Origin of the sequence: Pseudomonas asplenii (assembly GCF_001293465.1) — a bacterium.
Lineage (GTDB): Bacteria > Pseudomonadota > Gammaproteobacteria > Pseudomonadales > Pseudomonadaceae > Aquipseudomonas > Aquipseudomonas fuscovaginae_B.
The window spans coordinates 1-26055 of the sequence record NZ_JSYZ01000008.1 but is presented as its reverse complement, the minus strand read 5'-3'; the positions used below and the strand labels follow the sequence as shown (position 1 = coordinate 26055).

Sequence of the window (26055 nt, the reverse complement as noted above, 5' to 3'; positions counted from 1 at the left end):
TTGGCTTGAAAAGGAAGAGGGGAGGGCGGGTAAACACACTGTTGCAGGCATCGCAGTCCTTGTGGGAACAGGGCTTGCCCGCGAAAGCGCCCTCAAGATTGCCTAAGGCTTCGCGGGCAAGCCACGCTCCTGCAAGGATCGCGGTGCCTTTCGGTGTCAGTTGTCGTCCAGGTACTTCTCGGCATCCAGCGCCGCCATGCAGCCTGCGCCCGCCGAGGTGATGGCCTGGCGATAGACGTGGTCGGCCACATCGCCGGCAGCGAACACGCCGGGGATCTGCGTTGCCGTGGCATTGCCCTCGCTGCCGCCCTGCACCAGCAGGTAGCCATCGCGCATCGGCAATTGCCCTTGGAACAGATCGGTGTTGGGCTTGTGGCCGATGGCGATGAACACGCCGGCCAGCGGCAACTCCCGGGTTTCGCCGGTGCTGCTGTCGCGCAGGCGGGCGCCGGTGACGCCGCTGGCATCGCCGAGCACTTCGTCCAGATGCTGGTTCCAATGCAGGCGGATATTGCCGTTGGCAGCCTTTTCGAAGAGCTTGTCCTGGAGAATCTTCTCCGCGCGCAGTTTGTCGCGACGGTGCACCAGGTGTACCTCCCTGGCGATATTGGCCAGGTACAGGGCTTCCTCGACCGCCGTATTGCCGCCGCCGACCACCGCAACCACCTGGTTGCGATAGAAAAAGCCATCGCAGGTGGCACAGGCCGAAACACCCTTGCCGGCAAACGCCTCTTCGGAGGGCAGGCCCAGGTACTGGGCGGAGGCGCCGGTGGCGATGATCAGTGCATCGCAACTGTAGGTACCGTTGTCACCCTTGAGAATGAACGGCCGCTGTTGCAACTCCGCGGTATGAATGTGGTCGTAGACAATCTGGGTGTCGAAGCGTTCGGCGTGTTTCTGCATGCGTTCCATCAGGACCGGCCCGGTCAGGCCCTCGACATCGCCTGGCCAGTTGTCGACTTCGGTGGTGGTGGTCAACTGACCGCCGGCTTGCAGGCCGGTGATGACGACAGGCTTGAGGTTGGCACGGGCGGCATAGACGGCGGCGCTGTAACCGGCGGGCCCGGAGCCGAGAATGATCAGGCGCGAATGCTTGGCTTCGTTCATAAAAACACCTCATAAGCCTTTGTCACAAAAGAGAATGCATGCTCAAATTGAGCGGCATGAACAGCGCTGTTGGCTATGCTACACCCAGGAGGCAGCGGCGTGGCATCGGGCGCGCAAACCCGTACAATGTTCATCATGTAAGGATGATAGTTTCCGGAGTGGCAAATACCGATAATAAGGGGCTGATATTTAAAATAGCCGCGGTTTTGCCGGATAACTGTTACTGGCCCCGAGTGGGCAGTATTTTGTCGTCAATCAACAGCTGGGCGCGCCTCGGGCGCAGGAAAAGACGCGTTTTGAAGAAATCCACCGCAACACCGCCTAAAGCAGTGGTGCCACTCTGGCGCCAGCAACTGCATTATCGCCTCAAGGAAGGCGCGCTGATTGCCATCGGCGCCTTGTGCCTGTTCCTGATGATGGCCTTGCTGACTTACGGCAAGGACGATCCGGGCTGGAGTCATAACAGCAAGATCGATGACGTGCAGAACTTCGGCGGCCCTGCCGGCTCCTACAGCGCCGATATCCTGTTCATGGTGCTGGGTTACTTCGCCTACGTATTTCCATTGTTGTTGGCGATCAAGACCTACCAGATCTTTCGCCAGCGTCACGAACCCTGGCAGTGGAGTGGCTGGCTGTTCTCCTGGCGCCTGATCGGCCTGGTATTCCTGGTGCTGTCGGGCGCGGCCCTGGCGCATATCCATTTCCATTCGCCGACCGGCCTGCCAGCCGGTGCCGGCGGTGCCCTGGGCGAGAGCCTGGGTGACCTGGCGCGCAACGCCCTGAATATCCAGGGCAGCACCTTGTTGTTCATCGCCCTGTTCCTGTTCGGCCTCACGGTGTTTACCGACCTGTCGTGGTTCAAGGTGATGGATGTCACCGGCAAGATCACCCTCGACCTGTTCGAGCTGTTCCAGGGGGCATTGAACCGCTGGTGGGCGGCCCGTACCGAGCGCAAGCAACTGGTGGCGCAACTGCGTGAGGTGGACGACCGCGTCCACGAAGTGGTGGCTCCGGCCGTTCCCGACAAGCGCGAGCAGGCCAAGGCCAAGGAACGCCTGATCGAGCGCGAACAGGCGCTGAGCAAGCACATGTCCGAGCGCGAGAAGCAGATCCCGCCGGTGATCATGCCGGCACCGGCCAAGCCGCCACAGCCGAGCAAGCGGGTGGAAAAGGAGAAGCAGGCGCCGCTGTTCGTCGACAGCGCAGTCGAAGGCACCCTGCCGCCGATCTCCATTCTCGACGAGGCGGCGAAAAAGCAGCTCAACCATTCTCCCGAATCCCTGGCTGCCGTCGGCCACCTGCTGGAAATCAAGCTCAAGGAGTTCGGCGTCGAAGTGTCGGTGGACTCGATCCATCCGGGCCCGGTCATTACCCGTTACGAAATCCAGCCGGCGGCCGGGGTGAAGGTCAGCCGTATCGCCAACCTGGCCAAGGACCTGGCGCGCTCGCTGGCGGTGACCAGCGTGCGGGTGGTGGAAGTCATCCCCGGCAAGACCACGGTGGGTATCGAGATTCCCAACGAGGATCGGCAGATCGTGCGTTTCCGCGAGGTGCTGTCGACCCCGGAATACGACGACGCCAAGTCGCCGGTCACCCTGGCCCTGGGCCACGACATCGGCGGCAAGCCGGTGATCACTGACCTGGCGAAGATGCCGCACCTGCTGGTGGCCGGTACCACCGGTTCCGGTAAGTCGGTAGGGGTCAACGCGATGATCCTGTCGATCCTGTTCAAGTCCGGCCCGGAAGACGCCAAGCTGATCATGATCGACCCGAAGATGCTCGAACTGTCGATCTACGAAGGCATTCCGCACCTGCTGTGCCCGGTGGTCACCGACATGAAGGACGCCGCCAACGCCCTGCGCTGGAGCGTCGCCGAGATGGAACGGCGCTACAAGCTGATGGCGAAGATGGGCGTGCGCAACCTGTCGGGCTTCAACGCCAAGATCAAGGAAGCCCAGGAACGCGGCGAACCGATTCCGGACCCGCTGTACAACCGCGAAAGCATCCACGACGAAGCGCCGCTGCTGACCAAGTTGCCGACCATCGTGGTGGTGGTCGACGAATTCGCCGACATGATGATGATCGTCGGCAAGAAGGTCGAGGAACTGATTGCCCGTATCGCCCAGAAGGCGCGGGCGGCCGGCATCCACCTGATCCTGGCGACCCAGCGGCCGTCGGTGGACGTGATCACCGGCCTGATCAAGGCCAACATCCCGACCCGCATGGCGTTCCAGGTGTCCAGCAAGATCGACTCGCGGACCATCATCGACCAGGGCGGTGCCGAGCAGTTGCTGGGCCATGGTGACATGCTCTACATGCCGCCGGGTACCAGCCTGCCGATCCGTGTTCACGGCGCCTTCGTTTCCGACGATGAAGTGCACCGCGTGGTGGAGGCGTGGAAACTGCGTGGCGCCCCGGAGTACAACGACGACATCCTCAACGGCGTCGAAGAGGCCGGCAGCGGCTTCGAGGGCGGCGGTGGCGGTGGCGGCGAAGAGGATGCCGAAACCGACGCGCTCTATGACGAAGCGGTACAGTTTGTCCTGGAAAGCCGCCGGGCTTCGATTTCCGCAGTGCAGCGCAAGCTGAAGATCGGTTACAACCGGGCCGCCCGGATGATCGAGGCCATGGAGATGGCCGGCGTGGTGACGGCCATGAATACCAACGGTTCGCGCGAAGTGATTGCGCCCGGGCCGATGCGCGACTGATTCCGTGCCGCATGCGATCATGCGGCATATCCTTCAAACGAATTCCATGAGGACTCCCATGCGTGTCATTCGCATGCTGTTGTTGCCGGTTCTGGCGTTGACCACCTTGTCGGCCCATGCCGACCAGAAGGATGTGGCGCGCCTGACGCAGTTGCTCGAAAAATCCCAGACCCTCACCGCGCGTTTCTCGCAACTGACCCTGGATGGCAGCGGAACCCAGTTGCAGGAAACCGCTGGCGAGATGTCCCTCAAGCGCCCGGGGCTGTTCTACTGGCACACCGATGCGCCGCAGGAGCAGACCATGATCTCCGATGGCCAGAAGGTCACCCTGTGGGACCCGGACCTGGAGCAGGTGACCATCAAGAAGCTCGACCTGCGCCTGACCCAGACCCCGGCGCTGCTGCTGTCCGGTGACGTGTCGAAGATCAGCGAGAGCTTCGATATCACTGCCAAGGAAGCCGGTGGCGTGATCGACTTCGTGCTCAAGCCGAAAACCAAGGACACCCTGTTCGACAGCCTGCGCCTGTCGTTCCGCAACGGCCTGGTCAACGACATGCAACTGATCGACAGCGTCGGCCAGCGCACCAATCTGCTGTTCACCGGGGTCAAGGCCAACGAGCCGATCGATGCGGCCCGCTTCAAGTTCGACATCCCCAAGGGTGCTGACGTCATCCAGGAATAAGAGGTTTCAAACGCAGCCCATGGATCTGTTCAGCCGTGCCCCGATCGCCCAGCCACTGGCCGCCCGTCTGCGGGCGACCAACCTGGATGAGTACGTCGGCCAGGAGCACCTGCTGGCCCGGGGCAAGCCGTTGCGCGAAGCCCTGGAGCAGGGCGCACTGCATTCAATGATCTTCTGGGGCCCGCCCGGGGTCGGCAAGACCACCCTGGCGCGGCTGCTGGCGGAAGTCTCGGACGCGCACTTCGAAACCGTGTCGGCGGTGCTCGCCGGGGTCAAGGAGATCCGGCAGGCGGTGGAAGTCGCCAAGCAGCAGGCCGGGCAATACGGTCGGCGCACGATCCTGTTCGTCGACGAAGTCCATCGCTTCAACAAGTCCCAGCAGGATGCGTTCCTGCCCTATGTCGAGGACGGCACGCTGATCTTTATCGGCGCCACTACCGAGAACCCCTCATTCGAATTGAACAACGCCCTGCTGTCTCGGGCGCGGGTCTATGTGCTCAAGAGCCTCGACGAGGCGGCCCTGCGCAAGCTGGTGCGGCGTGCCCTCACTGAAGAGCGCGGCCTGGGCAAGCGCCGGTTGAGCCTGGGCGACGAGGGTTTCCAGATGCTGCTGGCGGCGGCGGATGGGGATGGACGGCGTCTGCTCAACCTGCTGGAGAACGCCTCGGACCTGGCCGAAGACGGTGGCGAGATCGGCGTCGACCTGCTGCAGAGCCTGCTGGGCGATACCCGTCGGCGTTTCGACAAGGGCGGCGAAGCCTTCTACGACCAGATTTCCGCGCTGCACAAGTCGATTCGCGGTTCCAACCCGGATGCCGCGCTGTACTGGTTCGCGCGCATGCTCGACGGCGGCTGCGATCCGCTGTACCTGGCGCGGCGGGTGGTGCGCATGGCCAGCGAGGACATCGGCAACGCCGACCCCCGGGCCCTGAGCCTGTGCCTGGCGGCCTGGGACGTGCAGGAGCGCCTCGGCAGCCCCGAGGGCGAGCTGGCGGTGGCCCAGGCCATCACCTACCTGGCCTGCGCGCCGAAGAGCAACGCGGTGTACATGGGCTTCAAGGCCGCCATGGTCAGTGCGGCCGAACATGGCTCATTGGAAGTTCCGCTGCACCTGCGCAACGCCCCGACCAAGCTGATGAAGCAGTTGGGCTATGGCGAGGAGTATCGCTATGCCCACGACGAGCCCGACGCCTACGCCGCCGGCGAGGACTATTTCCCCGAGGAACTGCAGCCGCAGGCCTTCTACCAGCCGGTTCCGCGCGGGCTGGAGCTTAAGATCGGCGAGAAGCTCAACCACCTCGCCGCGCTGGATCGGCAGAGCCCGAGACAACGGAGAAAACCGTGATCCGCACCGTAATCGCGGTGTCCGTCGCCGGCATCATCGGCACCCTGGTACGTTTTGCCGCAGGCAATCTGATCAATGCCAATTGGCCCAGGCACTTCTATACCGCGACGTTGGCCGTTAATATCGTGGGCTGCCTGGTGATTGGCGTGCTCTACGGCCTGTTTTTGCTGCGCCCCGAGGTCCCGGTGGAAATCCGCGCCGGCCTGATCGTGGGGTTCGTTGGCGGCCTGACCACCTTTTCATCCTTTTCACTGGATACGATTCGCCTGCTGGAAAGCGGGCAGGGGCTGGTGGCCCTGGGCTATGCGGCCCTGAGCGTATTCGGCGGGCTGCTCGCAACCTGGGCTGGCCTGTCCTTGACCAAACTCTGAATAACGAGAAACCGACATGCTCGATTCCAAACTGTTACGTAGCAACCTCCAGGACGTAGCGGATCGTCTGGCCTCCCGTGGCTTCAGCCTCGATGTCGCCCGCATCGAAGAGCTGGAAAGCCAGCGCAAGGTGGTGCAGACCCGCACCGAACAATTGCAGGCCGAGCGCAATGCGGTTTCCAAGAGTATCGGCCAGGCCAAGCAGCGCGGCGAAGACATCGCGCCGCTGATGGCCAGCGTCGAAAACATGGGCACCGAGCTGACGGAAGGCAAGGCCGCGCTGGACGCCATCCAGTCCGAGCTGGACCAGATCCTGCTGGGTATCCCTAACCTGCCCCACGAATCGGTACCGGTGGGTGCCGACGAGGACGGCAACGTCGAAGTGCGCCGCTGGGGTACGCCGACCGCCTTCGACTTCCCGATCCAGGACCACGTCGCCCTGGGCGAGAAGTTCGGCTGGCTGGACTTCGAAACCGCCGCCAAGCTGTCCGGCGCCCGTTTCGCCCTGCTGCGCGGCCCGATTGCCCGCCTGCACCGCGCCCTGGCGCAGTTCATGATCAACCTGCACACCAGCGAGCACGGTTACGAAGAAGCCTACACACCTTACCTGGTGCAGGCGCCGGCGCTGATGGGCACCAGCCAGTTGCCGAAGTTCGAGGAAGACCTGTTCAAGATCAAGCGCGACGGCGAAGCCGATCTGTACCTGATCCCGACCGCCGAAGTGTCGCTGACCAACATCGTCGCCGGCGAGATCCTCGATCCCAAGCAACTGCCGTTGAAATTCGTCGCCCACACCCCGTGCTTTCGCAGTGAAGCCGGTGCCTCGGGTCGCGATACCCGCGGCATGATCCGCCAGCACCAGTTCGACAAGGTCGAGATGGTCCAGGTGGTCGAGCCGTCGAAGTCGATGGAAGCGCTGGAAGGCCTGACTGCCAACGCCGAGAAGGTCCTGCAACTGCTGCAATTGCCGTATCGCGTCCTGGCCCTGTGCACCGGCGATATGGGCTTCAGCGCCGTGAAGACCTACGACCTGGAAGTCTGGGTGCCGAGCCAGGACAAGTACCGCGAGATTTCCTCGTGCTCCAACTGTGGCGACTTCCAGGCCCGCCGCATGCAGGCGCGTTTCCGCAACGCCGAAACCGGCAAGCCGGAACTGGTCCACACCCTGAACGGCTCCGGCCTGGCGGTGGGTCGTACCCTGGTGGCGGTGCTGGAGAACTACCAGCAGGCCGACGGTTCGATCCGTGTACCGGAAGTGCTCAAGCCCTACATGGGCGGCATCGAGGTCATCGGCTAAATGGAATTTCTGCCGCTGTTTCACAACCTGCGCGGCAGCCGTGTCCTGGTGGTCGGTGGCGGCGAGATTGCCTTGCGCAAGTCTCGCCTGCTGGCCGACGCCGGTGCGCTGTTGCGGGTGGTTGCTCCCGAGATTGAAAGCCAGCTGCGCGAGCTGATCGACGGCAGCGGCGGCGAAATGCTGTTGCGCGGTTATGTCGAATCCGACCTGGATGGTTGCGTGCTGATCATCGCCGCCACCGATGACGAAGCGCTCAATGCCCAGGTTTCCGCCGATGCCCGGCGGCGTTGCGTACCGGTCAACGTGGTGGATGCGCCAGCCCTGTGCAGCGTGATCTTCCCGGCCATCGTCGATCGCTCGCCGCTGGTGATCGCGGTGTCCAGCGGCGGTGACGCACCGGTGCTGGCGCGGTTGATCCGGGCCAAGATGGAAACCTGGATTCCGTCGACCTATGGCCAGTTGGCCGGGTTGGCGGCGCGTTTCCGTCATCAGGTCAAGGCACTGTTCCCGGCTGTGCAGCAGCGTCGCGCCTTCTGGGAAGAGGTGTTCCAGGGGCCGATCGCCGACCGGCAACTGGCCGGGCAGGGCGCCGAGGCCGAGCGGCTGCTGGTGGAGAAGATCAACGGTACGCCCCCGAATGCGTCGGGTGAGGTGTATCTGGTGGGCGCAGGTCCGGGTGACCCCGACCTGCTGACCTTCCGTGCCCTGCGCCTGATGCAGCAGGCGGACGTGGTGCTCTACGACCGCCTGGTGGCGCCGGCGATCCTCGAACTGTGCCGTCGGGATGCCGACCGTATCTACGTCGGCAAGCGCCGCGCCGATCACGCCGTGCCCCAGGACCAGATCAACCGGCAATTGGTCGAGCTGGCCAAACAGGGCAAGCGGGTGCTGCGCCTGAAGGGCGGCGATCCGTTCATTTTCGGTCGAGGTGGTGAGGAGATCGAGGAACTGGCGGCCCAGGGCATTCCATTCCAGGTGGTGCCGGGTATCACCGCGGCCAGCGGTTGCTCGGCCTACGCCGGGATTCCGCTGACTCATCGTGACCATGCGCAGTCCGTGCGCTTCGTCACCGGTCACCTGAAGGATGGCAGCACCGACCTGCCGTGGGTCGACCTGGTGGCGCCGGCGCAGACCGTGGTGTTCTACATGGGGCTGGTCGGCTTGCCGGTGATCTGCGAACAACTGATCCGGCACGGTCGTTCGGCGGACACCCCGGCGGCACTGATCCAGCAGGGCACCACGGCGAACCAGCGGGTGTTCACCGGCACCCTGGCCAACCTGCCGCAACTGGTGGCGGAGCATGAAGTGCATGCGCCGACCCTGGTGATCGTCGGCGAAGTGGTGCAGCTTCGCGAGAAACTGGCCTGGTTCGAAGGCGCCCAGGGTCAGGTCTGATCCAGCAACACAAACCTGCAGGAGCGGGTCTTCGGCTCCTGCAGTACCTCTCTCAGCTCTTCCAGACCCCACGCCCCACCAACCGCTCGCGGTCATGGCTGCCAGTGAAATCCTGCTCCGGCCCCTTGGGCACGACACCTGTCGGGTTGATGGTCCGGTGGCTGGCGTAGTAATGCCCCTTGATATGGGTGAAATCCACCGTCTCGGCCACACCCGGCCACTGATACATCTCCCGCAGCCAGTTCGACAGGTTCGGATAGTCGGCAATGCGCCGCAGGTTGCACTTGAAGTGACCGTGATACACCGCGTCGAAACGAATCATCGTGGTGAACAGCCGTACATCCGCCTCGGTCAGGTACTCGCCGGCCAGGTAGCGATGTTGCGACAGGTGCCGCTCCAGCTGATCCAGCTCGACGAACAGCGCGTCGAAAGCCGTTTCATAAGCTGATTGCGAGGTGGCGAAGCCGGCCCGGTAGACGCCGTTGTTCACCGCCGGATAGATCCGTTCGTTCCACTCATCGACGACCGGGCGCAAGGCTGGCGGGTAGAAGTCCAGGGTGTTGCCGGTCAGCCCGTTGAACGCGCTGTTGAACATGCGGATGATTTCGGCCGACTCGTTGCTGACGATGCGCTTGAGCTTCTTGTCCCACAGCACCGGCACAGTCACCCGGCCGGTGTAGTCGGCGGTGTCGGCGGTATAACGCTGGTGCATGAATGCCAGGCCATCGAGGTGATCGCCCGTGGAGCCATGGCTCTTGTCGAAGGTCCAGCCGTTTTCCAGCATCAGCCAACTGACCACCGAGACGTCGATCAGGCTTTCCAGGCCCTTGAGCTTGCGCAGGATCAGCGTACGGTGGGCCCAGGGGCAGGCCAGGGAAACATACAGGTGGTAGCGACCGGCCTCGGCGACGAAGCCGCCTTCGCCGCTGGGGCCCGGCTGGCCATCGGCGGTCACCCAGTGACGACGCTGCGCCTGCTCGCGCTGGAAGGCACCGTCTTTGCTGCTTTCATACCACTGGTCGTGCCAGCGGCCTTCGATCAAGAGACCCATCTAGAAAAACTCCTTGGCAGTGATGCGTTGGAGCCCAGTCTAAAGAGAATCGTTCGAATAAATAGCGCAAAACCTGGGGTTGAATGATCGATTAAATCGATTTGTCTCGTGCGGCCCAGTAAATCCGGGCCTGTTCGAACGCCTCTTCACGAGGCAGGCCGAGCCCGCGCAAGGCCAGTGCCATGGTCGACAGCAGCGCCAGTTGCGGGTAACTGTCCTCGACCTCGCCGCGCCAGATCGCCTTGAGGTGTTCGGGTTCCAGCGACGCCGGCTTCACATGGCGCTGCTCGGATAACGCCGGCCATTCCTCATCCCAGTTTTCGCCGTTGGCCGTGCCGTACAGGTGGCTGGTGCTGTCGGGATTGACCTCGATCTCGCCGCCATCGCCCTTGATCACGATGGCGGTATCACCCAGCAGGCGGCTGGCTTCGCGATGCACGGCCTGGTAGCCGGGGTGGAAGATGCTCTGCAGGCCACAGCGCGCCCCCAGCGGGTTGAGGACGCGGGCCAGCGAATGGATCGGCGAGCGCAGGCCGAGGGTATTGCGCAGGTCGATCATCCGTTGCAGCTGGGGGGCCCAGTCGACCAGGGGCGCAAAGGCAATGTTGCCGGCGGCCAGGGCCTGCCCGACGGCCTGCCAGTTGCGGCACAGCGGAATCTGCAGGGTTTCCAGCAACTGTTCGGTGTACAGCCGGCCCGCGGTGTGGGCGCCGCCGCCGTGCATCAGAATCTTCACGCCGTTCTGGGCCAGGCATTTGGCGGCCAGCAGGTACCAGGGCAGGTGGCGTTTCTTGCCGGCGTAGCTCGGCCAGTCCAGGTCGACCTGCAGGGATGGGGCATCGAGCCGTTCGCGCAGGGCCTCGGTGAAGCCGGCCAGTTCCTCCGGGCTTTCCTCCTTGTGCCGCAACAGCATCAGGAAGGCGCCGAGCTGGGTCTCTTCGACTTTCCCGTCGAGCAGCATACCCATGGCCTCACGGGCTTCCTCGCGGCTCAGGCCGCGGGCGCCACGCTTGCCCTTGCCGAGGATGCGTACGAATGGGGCGAAAGGATGTTCCTCGGGTGTTTCGGTGATCAGCGGCACGTATTCGGTCATAGACAGTTCGTCGGCTTGGGCAGGCCCGCCAGCTTGGCGGCCAGTTTGGCGGGAGTGCCATTGAACAGGCGGTTGAGGTGCAGGCTGTTGCCCTTTTCCACGCCCAGTTTCGAGGCGGTGTACTTGATCAGCGGGCGAGTGGCCGGTGACAACTCGAATTCCCGGTAGAACCCGCGCAGCAGTTCGAGGATCTCCCAGTGCTCGGGGCTCAGCTCGATGCTTTCACGGGCGGCGAGGGCGCCGGCGACCTCGGGCGACCAGTCACTCAGTTCAACCAGGTAACCGTCCTTGTCCAGGGCGATGTCCCGCCCGTTCACCGTCAGGGTATTCATAGCCAGGTATTGACCTTGTCGTGCCGGACCGACAATTCGACGAAGCCCGGGTAGTCCACGCGTGTGGCCCAGCTCGGGCACTCCAGGCCGCGGGCCTGCAGGTCCTCGTCGAGGGCGAACAGGCGCAGCGTGGCGGCGCGCTCTTCCAGGGCTTCCAGCGGTAGGCTGCGCGGTTGCAGGGCGTATACCGCGTCGCCGCAAAGCAGCAGGGCGTCCTCGGCACCCAGCAGGCGCAGGCAACTGCCCAGGCGGCTGTCGGTGAAAGGGGAGTGGGACAATACGTGCAAGGTCGACATCAGAGCGTGATCACCTGGTCATAACGATTGACGAGCGCGACGATTTCTTCGGTCGCCAGCAGGTTCAGGTCTGCGCTGGCCACCTGGTCGGCGAGGATGCCACGATCGGCCAGGCTGTCGCGGCAGGCAAACAGGTCCTCGACGCCGAACAGCGACAATGCCTTCAGGTTGGCCGTCAGGTCCTTCTGCTGCACGGCCTTGGCCGTCTGCCCCGGCATGAGCTGGAACACCCCGTCATCCATGAACAACAGGCCCACGGGCAGATCGAAGGCGCCGCCGGCCAGGACGATATCCAGGGCTTCGCGGGCGCTCGGCCCGGACCACGGTGCCTGGCGGCTGATAATCAACAGAGACTTGGACATCTCAAGGCCCTCCGAAGCAGATCAGGCGGTCGGCGGCCTGCACCGCATCATGCAATTGCCCCAGGCCCGAGAGTTCCCAGCCGGCGCCCAGGTTCACCGCCGAGCGCGCGTAGCGCTGGGCTTCCTCGTCATTCAGCACGCCCCGGCGCAGGGCCGCGGCAATGCAGACCACGCCGTCGAGCTGGTTGTCGCTGACGAAACTGGCCCATTCCCGTGGCAGGTCCTGTTCGTCCTGCGGGGTGACCACGTTGCCCGAGGCACTGTGCACGCCATCCTGGTAAAAGAACAGCCGCACGATGTCATGGCCGCCGGCGAGCAGGGCCTGGGCGAACAGCAGGGCCCGTCGGGAAGAGGGCGCGTGGGGCGGGGAAAACAGCGCAATGGCAAACTTCATGGAAGGCTCTGTCAGCGAATCTGTCGCCATGATAAGGCCAGACTCCCCAAGAAGCTAAATCGCGGTCAACAAAAAGCCCGCCGAAGCGGGCTTTTTGCTCATGCAGGTGATCAGTCGTCGCGGCTCATGATGCCGAAGATCTGCAACAGGCTGACGAACAGGTTGTAGATCGATACATACAGGCTGATGGTCGCCATGATGTAGTTACGCTCGCCGCCATGGATGATGGCGCTGGTCTGGAACAGGATGCACACCGACGAGAACAGCACGAAGCCGGCGCTGATCGCCAGTTGCAGGCCGCTGATGTTGAAGAAGAGGCTGGCCAGCGTGGCACCCAGCAGGACGAAGAAGCCGGCGGTGATGAAGCCGCTGAGGAAGCTCATGTCCTTGCGGGTCACCAGCACGTAGGCCGACAGGCCGCCGAACACCAGGGCGGTCATGGCGAAAGCCGAGCTGACGACTTCGGCGCCGCCCTGCATGCCCAGGTAGCGGTTGAGGATCGGGCCGAGCAGGAAGCCCATGAAGCCGGTGAGGGCGAAGGTCGACACCAGGCCCCAGACGGAATCGCGCAGCTTGTTGGTGAGGAAGAACAGCCCATAGAAGCCGATCAGTACCACGAAGACGTTCGGGTAGCGCACGTTCATCTGCTGGGCGACGAAAGCCATCACACCGCTGAAGGCCAGGGTGAGGGCGAGAAGGCTGTAAGTGTTGCGCAGGACGCGGCTAACCTCTAGCTGCTCAGCCTGCACGCTGTTGTTAACGGCGTAATCCTGTTCGCGCATGGCGAAACTCTCCTTCGGTTTTGAAATGTTCAGTCGCAAAGATCATAACAGAGGCTCTGTAACAAGCTATCACGAGAGTTTGACAGTGTGTTTCATTCCGGTATCATGGCGCCCGCAATGCATGGGAGGTGTGGCCGAGTGGTTTAAGGCAGCAGTCTTGAAAACTGCCGACTGTAACAGGTCCCAGAGTTCGAATCTCTGCGCCTCCGCCATATTGCACACTGTCAAAGCCCCGATTTTTCGGGGCTTTTTCGTTTCTGGGTGTCGCTCGCTCTGACGGTGGATTCAAGGAAACGTTCCGCAACTTTCACAGGCGTTCCGAAACTATCGGGTTTTTGAAGGCTATTTTGTCGGTGAAACAATCTCCCCGACGCGCCTGTAAACAGTCTCTGTAATGCGCTTGTCTGAGTGCCCAAGCAGCTTGCTGGCCACGGCCAGGTCCTCGATCTCGCTTGCTGCTTTGGGTCGAATATCGCGGAACTGGAATGACTTGATGTCGTTGGCCAGCTGGTGGTCGAGCGCTTCTAGGGCAGCCGCAGCTGCCTGCCTGCGTGCCTCGTCAAATCGCAGGCGCAACATGGCTTTTGTGACGTTGCGACCGTCTTCAGTCACGATTAGATATGGATTTCTCGATCCGCGTTCCTTGCGCTGCCGGCGCAGGCGCTCAACCAAAGCGCCAAGCTGATTCGGCCCGTTGGTGTTGGTCAGCTTGATCCGCAGCTTCTTGGTGGTTTTCCCTTGGCTGACCTGCAGATAATCGGAGGTGGCGTCCGTTTCGCGCATCGATAGGACATCAGCAGGGCGCTGTGCGCTCAGGTAGGCCAGGTCCATTGCGTCGCGCAGTTCGGAAGCTCCCTTTTTATATACAGCCGACCATATTTCGTCGGTAGCATAAAACTCTCTGGGGGTTTCTTTGTTCTTGCGAACGCCTGTAACTGGGTTGTCGCAGGTGATCACTCCCCACTCCCGGCCGATGTTGTAAATGTGCGAGAGCAAGGCCAGCTCTCGGTTGGCCCTGACTTTCGCTGTTCGCGCATCGCGGTACTGTGCGCAGACGTGCGGGGTAACCGCCTCTGGTGGGGCGTCAGCAAAAGCGGCCCGCAATTGCTTCAATGACAGGCGATTCTCGCGTTGGGTGCTGGCTTTTTTAGTTGGAATGATATCCCTGTCGTAGCGATCGAATATTGGTCCAAGCAGCTTCATGACTCTCGGGACGGCCTTGCGGTCCAGTTTTGCCCATTCGATTTTCGCGATATCCAGATCGGTTCCCAAGGGGATCTCCAGTCGTTTGCCATCTGGACCTTTTGCAGCATAGAAATAGCAGACGTAGTCGGGGCCATTCTTGCGTTTACGGATCCTCCGCAGCATGCGCGGCGGAAGGTCCCGGTTTTGAGGTTTTCTAGGACGCATCTACTAGCCCACGCGCGAAAGGTCGAGGGCCCAGGTTTCCGCGACGGCGTTGGAGGTGGTGGGCCGGACCCCGGCCAGTTTCAGGCGGGCGTATACTCGACCCACCACAGGGCGTCTGGCACCGGTCAGTACGTACTGCCATCCGTTGCTCGAAAGCCAGGCAATTTGTTTTCCAGGCAGTTGATACCCGGTGATTGCAGCGATCTCTTCCTCGGCGAGCGTTTCGCTTTGAATTTCCATGTTTCTCTCTCCGTGCCGCCAGTCGTAGCTGGTAGCGCTCAATAGTTTTTACTGCTGTGCGATTGCTTTCGGGGTGGGCTCAGCAAAACAACAAGGGTTGCACAGCGCCGTCGGCAAACACCTTGTCGAGCGGGGTGGTTGCGATTGGTTCTTCACCATCCCAGCCATGCGGCCAGGTCTCAGCGGCGATCAACTCGCGGATCCTGGCCTCTTCCTCGGGGTTGATCATGTCGACCATGGGGCGCCCGAGGCGCTTGGCCGATTCGTTGATCTCGGCCTGTATGCCGATCAGGATGTTCAGGGCCATCAACCGCGATTCCAGAAGGATCGGCCCCATGCGCTGCGGGTTCGAGGCGATGTTTCCGCTCTTGAGGATCTCGGCCCCGGCCTTGCGCAGCCTGTTTTTCGGCTCCCGCAGCTCTCGCCACAGGACCCTGATGCGCTTGAGTGGAGCCATGTACGCCCAAGCTGGGTTGAGTAGGATCGTGTCGAGCGCCTTGTCCTCGCTGGCCAGCGGGCAGCCCGTGCAGCCCGTCCTGGCGTTGATCTCCTCCGCCTCTTCGCCGCCGTATGCATCGGCGATGGTCGCTGTTGACCAGTCGCCGAATTCAGCCAAGGGCGCCCAGTGCTTGAGCCATTCCCAGACGTGGCAAACCCGCCAGTGCAGCAGCGGTGCCAGCGTTGCGATCCGGCCCTTGATGCCTTTCGCCTCGGGCAAAACCTTCTGGTACCAGCCCTGGCCACATTCTGCGCCGTCCTTTCCGCAACTCATTTCAATGCGCTTGTCACGGATCGCGCTCTCGCCTTGGCGAACGCCCGTAATCATTAGGAAGTTGCCATCCAACTCGGCGATACGCTTTTCAACTGCAGCGATCATCGGGTCTATCTTGATCTGGCGGGTGCACCAGCGCAGCGTGTTGTTGTTCGGTGGCGGGACGCCGCGTCCTAGGATGTAGACCATGAAGCGCTTGTCCATTGGGGCCGTGACGACTTCGACGTGGATGCCGCGCTCCTGAAGCTCATCCATGATCTGGGCGGCCGCGTTGGCCAGGGGCAGCAGTTCCTGCCGGGTGTCGGCGTAGAAAACCGTGAGAGTCTTCGGTTTAGGGATCTTGCCGGTGTCGATCAGGTAGATGATCAGGGTCAGCGTGGCGCTGCTGTCCTTCCCGCCAGACCACGCGACACCCCAGTGTTCATGGTCAGCGCCATAGGCCCGTAGGCTTTGAATCGTGAGTTCGATGCTCTCGGTCATCTGCAGGCGCTTTGCCCCGCCGGCGAAGATGTCACTCTGCCGTGGGCTGTTGATGCCGGCGGGAGAGCGTTCAGGCACGGGCACAGGCACAGGTTTAGGCTCAAGTTTCGTGAGGGCTGGGAAGTTGACGGCTATTGTCCTGCCTTTGGCATAGCCGCTGGTGCACTTGAGGATCGCGAAGCCTTGAGGGTTTGTACTAAGCACGGTGCCTTGGCAGCGGTACTTTTCCCGATAGATAAAACTAGCCTCGTCCTTGGGGGCAAACATGGCTCCAGTAGTCATGGTGTCACCGCCTTGGCCTGGGCGGCGCGCTCGGACGCATCTATGTTCAGGGCCTCGGTCAGGACCTGGTCGAACTCTTCGATTGCCAGCGACTGGCTCCGTTCGCCTGTCTTTTGAAGGTCGTGATACCACTTGAGTCCGTGGTAGGTCACCTGGACGCGTGTATCGCCGACTATCAGCGCGCACGGTCTGCCGCTCGCTGCCTCTCGCTCCATTGCTTCTCGCAAGGATGAGGCCTGAAGGCAGTCGGACTGTTGGTGCCTGGTGGATGAGGCTTGCTCACTCTTCTCTGTGTTAATGGACAGGGTGCTTTTTATCCGTTCACGAAGGGGCTTTGAATAGCCGCCTTTGATCATGGCGGTAAAGCAATCGCGCAACAGCTCATCACGCTCGTCCAGTTTGGCGCGAAGGTGTTTGCACTGCTCGGTACTCCCGTGGAGTAACTCTTTGGCTATGTCGACTGCTTCGGACTTTCGATACAGTTCCTCGCGCAGCCGGTTGACCTGGTCGTCGTCGGGAAAGATATGGAGTTGCTCAATCTTTAAATGGTCGAGGCGCGTAGCCATTTGATGGTGCTTGTCGCCGTTCTTGACCACCCATGAGTCTCCGTCAGGGTGTGAAACCAGAAGAAAGTCAGACGCAGCCTTTGCCGCCTGGCGCTGCTTGAGGAATTCCAATTGAGCGGCCTCCCGCTGCAGCAAGGCATTGCTTGTGCAAATGACGTCGGTGACGCGCCTGGACAGCATCTGTTCCCATTCCTCGGGTCGTACGTTGGTCAAGTCGGCAGGGCAGTAGTGTGGGCCTCCAGCCCGGCTTCCCGCTGTTGATGTAGGGTGCTTATACCCCTTGGCAGGCTGCGCGGGCGGGCGATCCAGAGCTATCAGCGAGGCTTTGGGTGTGGCTGCCTCGCGCAGCTTTTCGTGGGGTACAAGACCCTCGGTAGTGGCGCTGAAAGGGGCAATAATGCTGGCTGCTTCGCAGCCGCAGTCTGTTACAGGCGTGGCGATCCCGCTGTCGTTGCGGAGCAAAGCGGCCTGTGCTTGTATTGTGTCCTGTGCGTGCGTCATGCCGCTTTCCTCCGGTGTTCGATAGCGAGTTGATCCATCAGGCGCTGGTGAAACGTGAGCCGGGCTTCGGTGGCCGACCACGGGCGGATCCGCTCGACCTGGGGCTCGATGTTGCTCAAGGCATCGCTGATGGCCGTGTCCGGTGGGAGCAGGTCGCGATGTTCGGTTGCCAGTGCTACTTGGTCGGCGTGTTTGATTGGATCGGGCAGGACAGTGGTCACGGCAAGCGGGAGGTCGAAGCGCTGGCAGATGCGAAGCCACAGCACATGCTCCATGCGCTGGTACTCGGGCATTGCACGCTTGATCGGGCGCGGCAGGTCGCCAATGTAGGCCTTGGTGGCGTCGTGGAGCAGGGCAGCGAGCTTGAACTCAGGCGGCACCAGGTCAGCGACCATGCAACTGTGCTGGGCCACGCTATAGAACACACGGGTGTAGCCATTCCAGCGGCACAGGTGTGCGAGCGCATGGCTGATGTCTCGCGGATCGATCATGTCGACCTGTGGCGCGAGGACGTCAAAGCTCTTGCCGGTGTGAGTGAGGATTCGCGACATCACGCGGCCTCCTTCTTTAGGTCGACCAGCAGCAGGGCGTTGTCGGTGGCCTTGTGCAGTCGGCGCAGGGCGTCGGGACCGATCAGCTCACTGAGTTGGCGGTCGAACTCCTTGTTGTGGCGGAGCAGCTTAGCCAGCTCGGTGGTGGCCTTATCGTGCTGCTGTTGCAGTTGGCCGGCGGCTTGTGGTGTCAAACGAAGCATCGGAATGGATCGGCTCATACGTCACCGCCGGATGCTTTTGGGTTTTGGGGATCGAATTCCGAGGTGGCGTTTCGGAAGAACTGCTGTGCCTTTTGAGAATCTTTGCGACACATTTTTTCGGTAGGTGCGCGCTCTACTATCAGTTTCCCTGAGGGCTGGATGACTGAGCTGTCTGCTTCGGCCAAGACCGGTTCTGATGCAAGTGGGTCTAGTAGCACCGCCATGGCCAGTGCTTGGTCGCGGAGAGCTAGCGAGTCACGTTCGAGCTTTTTGCCGGTACGGAATGCGCTGAATGTTTCGGCCGCAATTCGCAGCTTTTCGGCAATATCCAGGAGAGTTTGACGGGCTGGTTCACCTAGCTTCGACGCGGCCAAGGCCCTTTTGTAGTGGGTGTACAGCTTGTTGTGGTTCTCCCGGGCCTGATCGAGCAGCAACTGCAAGTCCATCAGTGTCCCGTGGTCGTCCGAACTCTGAATGGCCTTGCCTTCCTTGATACCCTCAAGATGGCCCTCGGCACGGCCGTCGGACAGGCCACCTCGGTAGCCGCCCCAGTAGGTCAGGCCGATGAAGAGGATGGCGATGATCAGTGCGCAGATCTGCATAGTTGTCATGTGGTGTACTCCTGGTGGTTTGCTGGCGGGTGGTGGCCGCAGTTGGGTTACAGGTCTTGCTCGGGTGCTTCGGTTCTCTGTTGTGCCTGGTCCTCGTCGGCCTTGTAGGCGCGAATGTCGATCAGTGCGGCGACGTGCTTGATGTGCACGAACTTCGGTGCCTTGCGGCTGTTGTCCAGGGTGGTGACGGGCAACTGAATGCGGCCGTTCTGGATCTCGGTCGCGAAGGTCTGCTCGTTCAGGTTGCGGAAGTACTGCACGCGCAGCTTTTCAAGTGGGATCAGCACGTCGCCGAAGGTGCGGTAGAGCAACTCGACAGTGGCCGTCTCCGGTGCCGGCATGAGCCGGAGTGGGGATTGGTTGGATTCCTTCATGCGGCCTGTTCTCGCTTGGCAATGGGGTGCAGGTCACGCAGTGCGTCTTGGGCTGTTTTTCCGCTGCCGAACAGTGTGGGAAGTTCGTTGGCCGAGGCTGAGAAATCGGTTTTAGGGCTAAGGATGGTCGAGAGGGTTACGTTGCTGCCGTAATCGCCCGTGTTTGCGTAGAGGCAAACGTCGTAGCTCGTGTATCCGAGTACTGGCAGCAGCAGCTCGCTGTAGTAACTGAGCTTGACCTGCTCGCGGTGCAAGTTGATCAGGCGCTGAAGGTCGGCATGAGGGGCGGTGAACGGCGCTTCAACAAGCGAGGCTGCTGTGGCAATGCTATGCAGGGCTGCAGCCAGGTTCTCGACGGTGCGTTGCTCAACGGGAGTGCGCAGTAGCGCCAAAATCTGCTGGTCAATCAGGTTGTGGTCCATGGTCCTTCTTCCTTTTCGGGTGATTCCAGTAGAGGAGGCAGTGCTTTTTTGTCAGCTCGCGCAGATGTTCCGGCACGTCGAGCAGTGCGGCGTTGCGCTGCTCGCGTGTCGGAAGGGCTACGATCTGGCGGGCGTATTCCCTAGGCCACGTCACGGCGATCTGCCGGGATGGCAGGAAGGTCGAGGCCAAGCTGCTTGGCCAGCCACGGGATGCCGGCTCGCCGCACTCGGGTCGACTGGCAGTACTGCGTGCCGAGTTCGTGGTGGAACCAACTGCCGTCTTTGATTCGCAGGTACTCGCGGTCGCGGACGGGGAATGCCGGCAGGTTCTTCTCGTTCAGCAGGCCTTTCTCGCGCATCAGCGCGATGAGCTTTGGGCGGGTGATGCTGAAGTACTTGGCTGTTTTTTGGAGGTCGCGGTCCATGTCGCCCCCTTACGCTGCATGCGCGGCCGGCGTAGCGGCGGCGGCGAGGTGGTCGAGGGATTGGATCAGGCGCTTGTAGATCTCGATGTCGCTACCGCACACCGTGAAGCACTTGGTGCGTGGGCGCGAGTTGCCGATGCTCATGATCGTCGTGACGCCGGTACGGGTCTGATTGCGGTGTACGGCGACGTTGATCGGCAGTGCGAAGCCGAGGTCGAGGCTCGCCGATCCGCCACGGCTGATCAGTTCGAACACCTGTTGCTTGTGTTCGATCTCAAAATTGCCGTACTCGCGTTCAGAGTGGGGCAGCTCGGCTGGCGTTACAGTGTCGGCCGGCCCGTTGACGATCTCTTCAATGAAGTCGGCCAGCTTGAGGTGCATCTTCGGGCTGTTGGGCAGGGTCAGCGTGTGGTGTTCGCTGCCGAGCAAGATGCTGAAGGTGGTGTTGGCCTCGTTGTGTTCAACGGCGAGGCGGAATGACACCACCTGGCGTTTCGGCTCAGACCTTAGCGTATGAGTGAAGGTCTCGGTCAGGCATGACTGGGCTTTCAGCAGGGACAGCGTTCGGTTGTTCAGTTTGAATTTCATGCTGCCCGGCCTCCGTCGTTGGGATCGAACGGAGCAGGCGCCGAGCGAGTCGGGCGCTTGTGTTTGCTAGCGATGAAGGTGCAGCCGTACTCGCGGGCTAGAAAGCGAACCTCGAATACGCGGATGGGTTTGCACGCCGGGTGGGCGTGCAAGGTAGCTGTGGTGTGCATGGTATTGCCTCGGCTCTGTGGTGGAGAGGTGAGGCAAAATTAGCAACAGCTAAATTTATTTGCAATAGCATTTGCTAATTTTATAGGTCGAGGTACTTAGACGGCTTCAAAATTGCTGCTACGTAGTGAATTTTTTCGACGGAATGCTCATCGATAAAGATTGGCGGATAGCCGTCGCTAATGCTGTCGAGTCTGTACTGGCCGTCTCGCAGGTAGATGAACTCCTTCACCATGGCCCTGCCGTCGGTTGTCTTGATCAGGACCTCATCCCCTGTGCGGTAGGGGTGACTTGGCTCAATTAGCACAAATTCCCCATTCTTGATCCGGGGGTGCATGCTGTTCCCCACTACCTTCAAGCCGTATGCGTATGGATCTGAGCTAACAATGTCTATGTAGCCATCCCCATGCCCGTCAGGGTAATCCAATGCGTCAAAATAGCCGTCCGTGCCGAGCATAGCTTTTCCTACCACAGGTACGGGGGCAGGGCGCTGATGCTTGGCCTTTTCGCGTTCCTCCGCGCTCCGTTCTGCGGTCTCGTTGATAGATGAATTAAAAAAGGCTGGGTGAGGGAGGGCGGGGGGTTTGAGGCCCAAGGTAAGCCACCTGCGTGCAATCAGTGCCTGGTCTTGAGTGCTGTAGTTTCCGGTAGTGAGCAATTCGACCGGAAGCTGAAGCTTCTTAGCTAGGTTGATCGCGGCTCGGTCTCCCAGGGTTCGATGGCCGTTCAGAATCTGTGAGAGGTATGAGGGATCGATGTCGTCATGGCATGCCGCAAATTCCTTCAGGGAGTTTTCACCGATGAGGGCTCTGAGGATGGTGAGGCGTTTCTCATAGATATTCATCTGCGAATCATGTCTTTTGAATTAGCAAAATGTAAATTACAAACAGCTATTGCGAATCCAATTAGCAGTTGCTAATCTTCGGCTGCAATTGGAGGTGTTTATGAACTTTCTTGACTACATCAAAAGCTTAGATCCATCCCGTCTTGAGGCGCTCGCGGCCAGTTGCGCCACATCCACTGGACAACTGAAGCAAGTGGCCTATGGCAATCGCCGGGCCAGCGCTGGGCTCGCTATCGCCATCGATCGTGGTACTGACGCTCAGGTGACCTGCGAGGATTTGCGGCCAGATATTGATTGGCAGTACTTGCGTTCATCGGCAGTTGTTTCTTCGAAAGCTGCCTAGAAAAAAGGCGACCCAAGGGTCGCCCAGTTTCCCCCGACTCGCGCCACCACAGCGTTGTCGGGCCGCGATGAAGGTCGGCATGCACACCACATGCAAAAAGCCGCCGATCTTTACCGCGTATGCCAAGGCACGGATGCCTTGGGTTGTTGCCTCTCCACCACAGATTGGCAACTGTTGCGCCAGGGGTGAGCGACGGATCGCTTGCCTCGGCACGGTGCCGGTTTTGATCTTGCGGATCTGGCCGGCTTTTGGGCCCTTTCAAGCCACGCGGCAAATGTATCACCACTACATGTCGCGTGGCACTGGCAACTTACAAGGATTAATGCCATGAGCCGTATTGCTCTGCACAGCGTTGATCGGGCGAAGCGGGAAGTCCTGCCGCTCGACCTCGCGCTCTACCATGCCGCAAGGGACTACCCCGGCGGCGCTGCTGCAATTGCTGCTACCACCGGCCGAAACGCCACCACTCTGCAGCACAAGCTGTCACCGACCCATCCGAGTCACACGGTCAATGTTCAGGAGTTCGCTGAGATCCTGGAACTGACCAAGGACCACCGCATTCTCGATGCGGTGCACGCCCTGGTCGGGGACACCATCTGGCAGGACCTTGCCGAAACCTACACCTCCGATATGCCTGAAACGTTGACAACTGGTATCGCGGCGTTTTTCCGGCATGTCGCTGACTTGTCCGAGACCTGGGCCAAGCACATTGGAGACGGTCAGGTTGACGACGGCGAGCTGGCCGAGATTCGGAAGCTGGTGTTTCGCGGTATTCAGGGGCTTTTGGGCATGTTCAACCGAGCCAGCTACGTCAATCAGACCACGCGAGGTGCGGACCGTGGCTGATGAAGCTGATTTCGCCAACGACCTGGTGCAGGAGCGCCTCGATCGCGCGCTTGCCTCTCGCCGTGCAAATGCGTCTGCTGTTGCGGTGCACTCGTTCATGTTCTGTGAAAGCTGCGACGACCCGATCCCGGAGGCTCGCCGCCTTGCTATTCGCGGCTGCACCCTCTGCGTGACTTGCCAGGGCATTAACGAGCTGAATGAGGCCCGCCATGCTCGATGAGGTTCTGAACCAGTTTTCCGACTACGGTCTGGACCCCAAGTTGCCTCTGGTGTTCGGCAAGCTGACCCGCTGCAAGTCTGGTGCTGACAAGGGCACGGAAAAGAATGGCTGGTACGTGGTGCATGAGCATCGCACGGAGAAGGGCGAGACGCTGATCTTCGGCAGCTTTGGTGACTGGCGCTCGGGTGAGACGCAGAAGATCAAGGTCAAGGCCGGCAAGATGAGCGCCGAGGACCGGGAAGTCCTGCGTGCGCGGCAGGAGGATGCCAAGCGTAGGGCTGCTGAGGTTGCAGAAAACCGGGCTCGTAGTGCTGCTCGCCGGGCTGCGGGCATGTTCAATCGCATGCCGGAGAAAGGACGCAGCGCGTACCTCGATCGCAAGCAGATTGTGGGTTTTCGGGTTCGCTATGCCCCCCGGTCAGGCGCGGTTCTCGTACCTATGTGTAATGCCCGTGACCAGGTTGTCGGTCTGCAGGTGATCTACCCCGAGAAGCAGGAAAGCACAGGCCGGGATAAAACTTACTGGCCGGCGGGCATGGCGAAAGAGGGGGCCTTCCACCTCATCGGTCCAGATCCTGATCCCGGCGAGCCGATACTGGTGTGTGAGGGCTATGCGACCGGCGCCTCACTTTACATGGCGACTTCATTGACAGTCGCCATTGCCTTTGATGCGGGTAACCTAGTGGCTGTTTGCAAGGCTATGCGTGAGCGCAGGCCAGGCCGCCCAATCATCATTTGTCGCGATGACGACTGGAAGACCAAGCGCCCCAACGGCGAGCCCTGGAACCCCGGCGAGGAGAAGGCCACCAACGCCGCCACGGTTGTCGGTGGCCAGGTTGTGCCTCCGGTGTTCTCCGGCGATCGCGAGGACAAATGGACCGACTTCAACGACCTACATTGCGCCGAGGGGCTGGACGCTGTCCGCCGCCAGGTGCTTGCGGTCGTTCGTCCACCAGCAGCTGGTGGCTGGAAGGACCAACTGGCCCGGACCGAAAACGGCATGCTGATCCCTCATATGCAGAACGTCGAACTAATCCTCGGCAACGACGAGCGCTGGGCCGGCGTGATCGGCTTCAGCTCGTTCAGTTCGAAGATCGTGAAGCTGCGGGCGGCTCCTTACGGTGGTGGTACCGGCGACTGGGCTGACATCGACGACATGCTGGTGATGAAGTGGCTCGCACAGCAGTACAACCTGCGCGTAAAAGCCAGCAGCGTGATTGAGGCGGTCAGCGTCGTTGCCCATGACCACAAGTTTCACCCTGTCCGTGACTACCTGAACAAACTGGAATGGGACCGTGTGCCACGTCTCAGCACCTGGTTGACCGACATTATGGGTGTAACGCCGACGGACTACAGCTCCAAGGTCGGCAAACGCTGGATGATCTCGGCGGTCGGCCGCGTCATGAAGCCCGGCTGCAAGGCCGACTCCGTGATGATCCTCGAAGGCGCCCAGGGCGCGGGTAAGTCGACCGCGATGTCGGTGCTTGGCGGCGAGTGGTTCATGGATACCCCTTTCGCCCTGGGTGACAAGGACGGCTTCCAGGCGATCCGGGGCAAGTGGATCGTCGAGCTGGGTGAGCTGGACAGCTTCAACAAGGCCGAGTCGACGAAAGCCAAGCAGTTTTTCTCGGCGTCGACCGACACCTACCGCGAGAGCTACGGCCGCAGAACGATGGACGTGCCACGTCAGTGTGTTTTCGTCGGCACCACGAACCAGGATGAATATCTGAAGGACGCCACCGGCAACCGGCGCTATTGGCCCGTGGCTTGTACCAAAGTCGATCTGGATCAGTTGCGGGAGGTCCGCGATCAGTTATGGGCAGAGGCGATGTATTGCTACATGGCCGGCGACGTCTGGTGGGTCAACCGTGATGAATCTCCACTGTTCGCAGAGGCCCAGGAAGAGCGGTTCGTGGTCGACGAGTGGGAGGGGCCAATTCTGAAATGGCTTGAGGAGTCGCAGATCGGTGAGACCACCACCGGCAGCGAGGTCTTAACCAGCGCGTTGAAACTGGACTACGGGCACTGGAGCAAGCCGGAGCAGATACGGGTCGGGGCAATCATGCACCGGCTGGGTTGGCGGCGGGTGCGCTTGCCTCCGTTGGTCAAAAGCGGCCAGCGGCCTTGGGCTTATAAGAAACCGGTCGGCTGGGGCGTTGCGTCGGCGTTGCAACGGGAAGCGTTCGAGGAGCCTTGCTTTGATTAAGCGAATCGACGAAATGCTCAAACTGTGGGCTGAGGATCTGCACAGCCCGCACGAGGGTGGTTCGGAGCTGGGGGGCGGCAACATGATCGCCATGCTGATGGAGTGCAAAGGCGAGCTGATACGGGGGACTCGTGGCAGTCGGGTGCTACTGGACGAGTCAGCGGATATCGAACTAATCGTGAACAAGCATCTGCCTGCGCAACTGTCGGTTCTTGTCCGGGAGCATTACTGCAACCACGACAGCTTCTTGTCACAGAAGATGTTGTATTGCGGGTGCAGTGCTCCAACCTACTACCGCCGGTTGCACGAAGCGCATGTGCTGATCGGCGGCATGCTGATGGGAAAGGCTGCGTGATCCCAATGACCTTGGTTGTTGCTGTCCCATTGTCCCGCACTGTCCCATTGTATTTTTACATTATGGGACTGAGCGCAGGCCTTATATTTATTGGCGTGTCCCATTGTCCCATCAGAAGCGCCGCTCGCCCGCATGAGCGGAGCGCATACCTGTACGCGCTATCGCGCGCATGCGTGTTTTTAGATTTTCTTCTTTTACGCGAGAAAAGGAAGAAATAGATAGGACAATGGGGCAAAGCCCCGAATTAAGCGGTCCTCAGGCGTCCCATAGAGATTCTGAGCCATGGGACATATGGGGCAACGCCGAAAAAACAGAATGCCGAGGTTAGATATTCGCCGACATTCGCTAGACGTTCGCCCGGTGTAGCCCACATATTCACCGGGTGGCATTAAAGTGGGGTTGCTGCCATGAGAATCGACCTGTAAAAAGTAGT

Annotated in this window: 31 protein-coding genes and 1 tRNA gene; 12 read left to right on the top strand and 20 right to left on the bottom strand. The window is 61.1% G+C overall.

What is annotated here, in order from left to right:
* Positions 1-156 precede the first annotated feature (156 nt).
* Positions 157-1107, bottom strand: a complete 951-nt coding sequence (trxB, locus tag PF66_RS11780) for a thioredoxin-disulfide reductase (protein ID WP_054062805.1) — start codon at positions 1105-1107, stop codon at positions 157-159.
* Positions 1108-1403: 296 nt separating this feature from the next.
* Between trxB and PF66_RS11775 the strand changes: the two genes are divergently transcribed.
* From PF66_RS11775 to cysG, 6 genes are read left to right on the top strand one after another with little or no spacing between them, the layout of a single operon-like run.
* A complete protein-coding gene (locus PF66_RS11775; RefSeq protein ID WP_054057241.1) occupies positions 1404-3815 on the top strand; it encodes a DNA translocase FtsK in 2412 nt (803 codons plus the stop codon).
* A gap of 58 nt (positions 3816-3873) precedes the next feature.
* On the top strand, positions 3874-4497 hold the full coding sequence (gene lolA, locus PF66_RS11770; RefSeq protein ID WP_017903657.1) for an outer membrane lipoprotein chaperone LolA: 624 nt from the start codon (positions 3874-3876) through the stop codon (positions 4495-4497).
* Positions 4498-4516: 19 nt separating this feature from the next.
* Positions 4517-5842, top strand: coding sequence for a replication-associated recombination protein A (locus tag PF66_RS11765; protein WP_054057242.1), 1326 nt, complete (start codon positions 4517-4519; stop codon positions 5840-5842).
* A complete protein-coding gene (gene crcB, locus PF66_RS11760; protein ID WP_054057243.1) occupies positions 5839-6213 on the top strand; it encodes a fluoride efflux transporter CrcB in 375 nt (124 codons plus the stop codon). Before PF66_RS11765 ends, crcB begins: the two co-directional genes overlap by 4 nt.
* Positions 6214-6229: 16 nt before the next feature.
* Entirely contained in the window at positions 6230-7510 is a 1281-nt protein-coding gene (serS, locus tag PF66_RS11755; RefSeq protein ID WP_054062804.1) for a serine--tRNA ligase, read from the top strand.
* The gene (gene cysG, locus PF66_RS11750; protein WP_054057245.1) at positions 7511-8905 is read left to right on the top strand and encodes a siroheme synthase CysG; all 1395 of its coding nucleotides are present in this window, start codon (positions 7511-7513) and stop codon (positions 8903-8905) included.
* Positions 8906-8957: 52 nt separating this feature from the next.
* Here the strand turns inward: cysG and PF66_RS11745 are convergent, their stop codons facing one another.
* From PF66_RS11745 to PF66_RS11715, 7 genes are all read right to left on the bottom strand, one after another.
* The gene (locus tag PF66_RS11745; protein ID WP_054057246.1) at positions 8958-9956 is read right to left on the bottom strand and encodes a glutathione S-transferase family protein; all 999 of its coding nucleotides are present in this window, start codon (positions 9954-9956) and stop codon (positions 8958-8960) included.
* 91 nt (positions 9957-10047) lie between these two features.
* Positions 10048-11049 (bottom strand): glycosyl transferase family protein, encoded by a 1002-nt coding sequence (locus PF66_RS11740; RefSeq protein ID WP_054062803.1) that lies wholly within the window; start codon positions 11047-11049, stop codon positions 10048-10050.
* Complete coding sequence (locus tag PF66_RS11735; RefSeq protein WP_054057248.1) at positions 11046-11381, bottom strand: TusE/DsrC/DsvC family sulfur relay protein; 336 nt, start codon at positions 11379-11381, stop codon at positions 11046-11048. Before PF66_RS11735 ends, PF66_RS11740 begins: the two co-directional genes overlap by 4 nt.
* Positions 11378-11677, bottom strand: coding sequence for a sulfurtransferase complex subunit TusB (tusB, locus tag PF66_RS11730; protein ID WP_054057249.1), 300 nt, complete (start codon positions 11675-11677; stop codon positions 11378-11380). The genes PF66_RS11735 and tusB overlap by 4 nt, the downstream gene beginning before the upstream one ends.
* Positions 11677-12039, bottom strand: coding sequence for a sulfurtransferase complex subunit TusC (gene tusC / locus PF66_RS11725; protein WP_054057250.1), 363 nt, complete (start codon positions 12037-12039; stop codon positions 11677-11679). Before tusC ends, tusB begins: the two co-directional genes overlap by 1 nt.
* A gap of 1 nt (position 12040) precedes the next feature.
* The gene (gene tusD, locus PF66_RS11720) at positions 12041-12433 is read right to left on the bottom strand and encodes a sulfurtransferase complex subunit TusD (RefSeq protein ID WP_054057251.1); all 393 of its coding nucleotides are present in this window, start codon (positions 12431-12433) and stop codon (positions 12041-12043) included.
* 110 nt (positions 12434-12543) lie between these two features.
* On the bottom strand, positions 12544-13215 hold the full coding sequence (locus PF66_RS11715; RefSeq protein ID WP_054057252.1) for a Bax inhibitor-1/YccA family protein: 672 nt from the start codon (positions 13213-13215) through the stop codon (positions 12544-12546).
* Between the two features lie 124 nt (positions 13216-13339).
* Here PF66_RS11715 and PF66_RS11710 point away from each other — a divergent pair.
* Positions 13340-13427, top strand: a tRNA-Ser gene (locus PF66_RS11710).
* Positions 13428-13557: 130 nt separating this feature from the next.
* Here the strand turns inward: PF66_RS11710 and PF66_RS11705 are convergent.
* The 12 genes from PF66_RS11705 to PF66_RS11650 all read right to left on the bottom strand — a co-directional run bounded on the left by PF66_RS11705 (position 13558) and on the right by PF66_RS11650 (position 21652).
* Positions 13558-14625 (bottom strand): tyrosine-type recombinase/integrase, encoded by a 1068-nt coding sequence (locus PF66_RS11705; protein ID WP_054062802.1) that lies wholly within the window; start codon positions 14623-14625, stop codon positions 13558-13560.
* A gap of 3 nt (positions 14626-14628) precedes the next feature.
* Positions 14629-14865, bottom strand: a complete 237-nt coding sequence (locus PF66_RS11700) for a DUF4224 domain-containing protein (protein ID WP_054062801.1) — start codon at positions 14863-14865, stop codon at positions 14629-14631.
* Between the two features lie 79 nt (positions 14866-14944).
* On the bottom strand, positions 14945-16399 hold the full coding sequence (locus tag PF66_RS11695) for a phosphoadenosine phosphosulfate reductase family protein (protein WP_241494338.1): 1455 nt from the start codon (positions 16397-16399) through the stop codon (positions 14945-14947).
* Positions 16396-17466: a hypothetical protein gene (locus PF66_RS33170; protein ID WP_193394201.1), complete on the bottom strand. Its 1071-nt coding sequence runs from the start codon at positions 17464-17466 to the stop codon at positions 16396-16398. Before PF66_RS33170 ends, PF66_RS11695 begins: the two co-directional genes overlap by 4 nt.
* Positions 17463-18017, bottom strand: coding sequence for a phosphohydrolase (locus PF66_RS11685; protein WP_054062800.1), 555 nt, complete (start codon positions 18015-18017; stop codon positions 17463-17465). Before PF66_RS11685 ends, PF66_RS33170 begins: the two co-directional genes overlap by 4 nt.
* Positions 18017-18238 (bottom strand): hypothetical protein, encoded by a 222-nt coding sequence (locus PF66_RS11680; protein ID WP_054062799.1) that lies wholly within the window; start codon positions 18236-18238, stop codon positions 18017-18019. The genes PF66_RS11685 and PF66_RS11680 overlap by 1 nt, the downstream gene beginning before the upstream one ends.
* The gene (locus PF66_RS11675) at positions 18235-18831 is read right to left on the bottom strand and encodes a hypothetical protein (protein WP_241494336.1); all 597 of its coding nucleotides are present in this window, start codon (positions 18829-18831) and stop codon (positions 18235-18237) included. Before PF66_RS11675 ends, PF66_RS11680 begins: the two co-directional genes overlap by 4 nt.
* A gap of 47 nt (positions 18832-18878) precedes the next feature.
* Positions 18879-19205: a pyocin activator PrtN family protein gene (locus PF66_RS11670; protein ID WP_054062798.1), complete on the bottom strand. Its 327-nt coding sequence runs from the start codon at positions 19203-19205 to the stop codon at positions 18879-18881.
* Positions 19202-19627 carry a hypothetical protein gene (locus tag PF66_RS11665; protein WP_054062797.1) on the bottom strand — a complete coding sequence of 142 codons (426 nt, stop codon included), beginning with the start codon at positions 19625-19627 and terminating at the stop codon, positions 19202-19204. Before PF66_RS11665 ends, PF66_RS11670 begins: the two co-directional genes overlap by 4 nt.
* A 140-nt stretch (positions 19628-19767) precedes the next feature.
* A complete protein-coding gene (locus PF66_RS11660; RefSeq protein ID WP_054062796.1) occupies positions 19768-20052 on the bottom strand; it encodes a phage antirepressor KilAC domain-containing protein in 285 nt (94 codons plus the stop codon).
* A 9-nt stretch (positions 20053-20061) separates the two neighbouring features.
* Positions 20062-20640 carry a hypothetical protein gene (locus PF66_RS11655; protein WP_054062795.1) on the bottom strand — a complete coding sequence of 193 codons (579 nt, stop codon included), beginning with the start codon at positions 20638-20640 and terminating at the stop codon, positions 20062-20064.
* A 250-nt stretch (positions 20641-20890) separates the two neighbouring features.
* Positions 20891-21652, bottom strand: coding sequence for a LexA family transcriptional regulator (locus PF66_RS11650; RefSeq protein WP_054062794.1), 762 nt, complete (start codon positions 21650-21652; stop codon positions 20891-20893).
* A 100-nt stretch (positions 21653-21752) separates the two neighbouring features.
* On the opposite strand from PF66_RS11650, the gene PF66_RS31985 reads away from it, so the two are divergent.
* The 5 genes from PF66_RS31985 to PF66_RS11630 all read left to right on the top strand — a co-directional run bounded on the left by PF66_RS31985 (position 21753) and on the right by PF66_RS11630 (position 25622).
* The gene (locus tag PF66_RS31985) at positions 21753-21995 is read left to right on the top strand and encodes a transcriptional regulator (protein ID WP_081009837.1); all 243 of its coding nucleotides are present in this window, start codon (positions 21753-21755) and stop codon (positions 21993-21995) included.
* A gap of 327 nt (positions 21996-22322) precedes the next feature.
* On the top strand, positions 22323-22841 hold the full coding sequence (locus PF66_RS33165) for a phage regulatory CII family protein (RefSeq protein ID WP_054062793.1): 519 nt from the start codon (positions 22323-22325) through the stop codon (positions 22839-22841).
* Positions 22834-23061, top strand: coding sequence for a TraR/DksA C4-type zinc finger protein (locus PF66_RS33160; RefSeq protein ID WP_081009836.1), 228 nt, complete (start codon positions 22834-22836; stop codon positions 23059-23061). Before PF66_RS33165 ends, PF66_RS33160 begins: the two co-directional genes overlap by 8 nt.
* Positions 23051-25267 carry a VapE domain-containing protein gene (locus PF66_RS11635; protein WP_054062791.1) on the top strand — a complete coding sequence of 739 codons (2217 nt, stop codon included), beginning with the start codon at positions 23051-23053 and terminating at the stop codon, positions 25265-25267. Before PF66_RS33160 ends, PF66_RS11635 begins: the two co-directional genes overlap by 11 nt.
* Positions 25260-25622, top strand: a complete 363-nt coding sequence (locus PF66_RS11630; protein WP_054062790.1) for a hypothetical protein — start codon at positions 25260-25262, stop codon at positions 25620-25622. Before PF66_RS11635 ends, PF66_RS11630 begins: the two co-directional genes overlap by 8 nt.
* Positions 25623-26055 lie beyond the last annotated feature (433 nt).

Excerpts from the sequence above, each read along its gene's own strand:
- trxB (WP_054062805.1), bottom strand. The coding sequence starts at position 1,107 with ATGAACGAAGCCAAGCATTCGCGCCTGATCATTCTCGGCTCCGGGCCC.
- lolA (WP_017903657.1), top strand. The coding sequence starts at position 3,874 with ATGCGTGTCATTCGCATGCTGTTGTTGCCGGTTCTGGCGTTGACCACC.
- PF66_RS11765 (WP_054057242.1), top strand. The coding sequence starts at position 4,517 with ATGGATCTGTTCAGCCGTGCCCCGATCGCCCAGCCACTGGCCGCCCGT.
- serS (WP_054062804.1), top strand. The coding sequence starts at position 6,230 with ATGCTCGATTCCAAACTGTTACGTAGCAACCTCCAGGACGTAGCGGAT.
- cysG (WP_054057245.1), top strand. The coding sequence starts at position 7,511 with ATGGAATTTCTGCCGCTGTTTCACAACCTGCGCGGCAGCCGTGTCCTG.
- PF66_RS11745 (WP_054057246.1), bottom strand. The coding sequence starts at position 9,956 with ATGGGTCTCTTGATCGAAGGCCGCTGGCACGACCAGTGGTATGAAAGC.
- PF66_RS11740 (WP_054062803.1), bottom strand. The coding sequence starts at position 11,049 with ATGACCGAATACGTGCCGCTGATCACCGAAACACCCGAGGAACATCCT.
- PF66_RS11735 (WP_054057248.1), bottom strand. The coding sequence starts at position 11,381 with ATGAATACCCTGACGGTGAACGGGCGGGACATCGCCCTGGACAAGGAC.
- tusB (WP_054057249.1), bottom strand. The coding sequence starts at position 11,677 with ATGTCGACCTTGCACGTATTGTCCCACTCCCCTTTCACCGACAGCCGC.
- tusC (WP_054057250.1), bottom strand. The coding sequence starts at position 12,039 with ATGTCCAAGTCTCTGTTGATTATCAGCCGCCAGGCACCGTGGTCCGGG.
- tusD (WP_054057251.1), bottom strand. The coding sequence starts at position 12,433 with ATGAAGTTTGCCATTGCGCTGTTTTCCCCGCCCCACGCGCCCTCTTCC.
- PF66_RS11715 (WP_054057252.1), bottom strand. The coding sequence starts at position 13,215 with ATGCGCGAACAGGATTACGCCGTTAACAACAGCGTGCAGGCTGAGCAG.
- PF66_RS11705 (WP_054062802.1), bottom strand. The coding sequence starts at position 14,625 with ATGCGTCCTAGAAAACCTCAAAACCGGGACCTTCCGCCGCGCATGCTG.
- PF66_RS11700 (WP_054062801.1), bottom strand. The coding sequence starts at position 14,865 with ATGGAAATTCAAAGCGAAACGCTCGCCGAGGAAGAGATCGCTGCAATC.
- PF66_RS11695 (WP_241494338.1), bottom strand. The coding sequence starts at position 16,399 with ATGACTACTGGAGCCATGTTTGCCCCCAAGGACGAGGCTAGTTTTATC.
- PF66_RS33170 (WP_193394201.1), bottom strand. The coding sequence starts at position 17,466 with ATGACGCACGCACAGGACACAATACAAGCACAGGCCGCTTTGCTCCGC.
- PF66_RS11685 (WP_054062800.1), bottom strand. The coding sequence starts at position 18,017 with ATGTCGCGAATCCTCACTCACACCGGCAAGAGCTTTGACGTCCTCGCG.
- PF66_RS11680 (WP_054062799.1), bottom strand. The coding sequence starts at position 18,238 with ATGAGCCGATCCATTCCGATGCTTCGTTTGACACCACAAGCCGCCGGC.
- PF66_RS11675 (WP_241494336.1), bottom strand. The coding sequence starts at position 18,831 with ATGACAACTATGCAGATCTGCGCACTGATCATCGCCATCCTCTTCATC.
- PF66_RS11670 (WP_054062798.1), bottom strand. The coding sequence starts at position 19,205 with ATGAAGGAATCCAACCAATCCCCACTCCGGCTCATGCCGGCACCGGAG.
- PF66_RS11665 (WP_054062797.1), bottom strand. The coding sequence starts at position 19,627 with ATGGACCACAACCTGATTGACCAGCAGATTTTGGCGCTACTGCGCACT.
- PF66_RS11660 (WP_054062796.1), bottom strand. The coding sequence starts at position 20,052 with ATGGACCGCGACCTCCAAAAAACAGCCAAGTACTTCAGCATCACCCGC.
- PF66_RS11655 (WP_054062795.1), bottom strand. The coding sequence starts at position 20,640 with ATGAAATTCAAACTGAACAACCGAACGCTGTCCCTGCTGAAAGCCCAG.
- PF66_RS11650 (WP_054062794.1), bottom strand. The coding sequence starts at position 21,652 with ATGAATATCTATGAGAAACGCCTCACCATCCTCAGAGCCCTCATCGGT.
- PF66_RS31985 (WP_081009837.1), top strand. The coding sequence starts at position 21,753 with ATGAACTTTCTTGACTACATCAAAAGCTTAGATCCATCCCGTCTTGAG.
- PF66_RS33165 (WP_054062793.1), top strand. The coding sequence starts at position 22,323 with ATGAGCCGTATTGCTCTGCACAGCGTTGATCGGGCGAAGCGGGAAGTC.
- PF66_RS11635 (WP_054062791.1), top strand. The coding sequence starts at position 23,051 with ATGCTCGATGAGGTTCTGAACCAGTTTTCCGACTACGGTCTGGACCCC.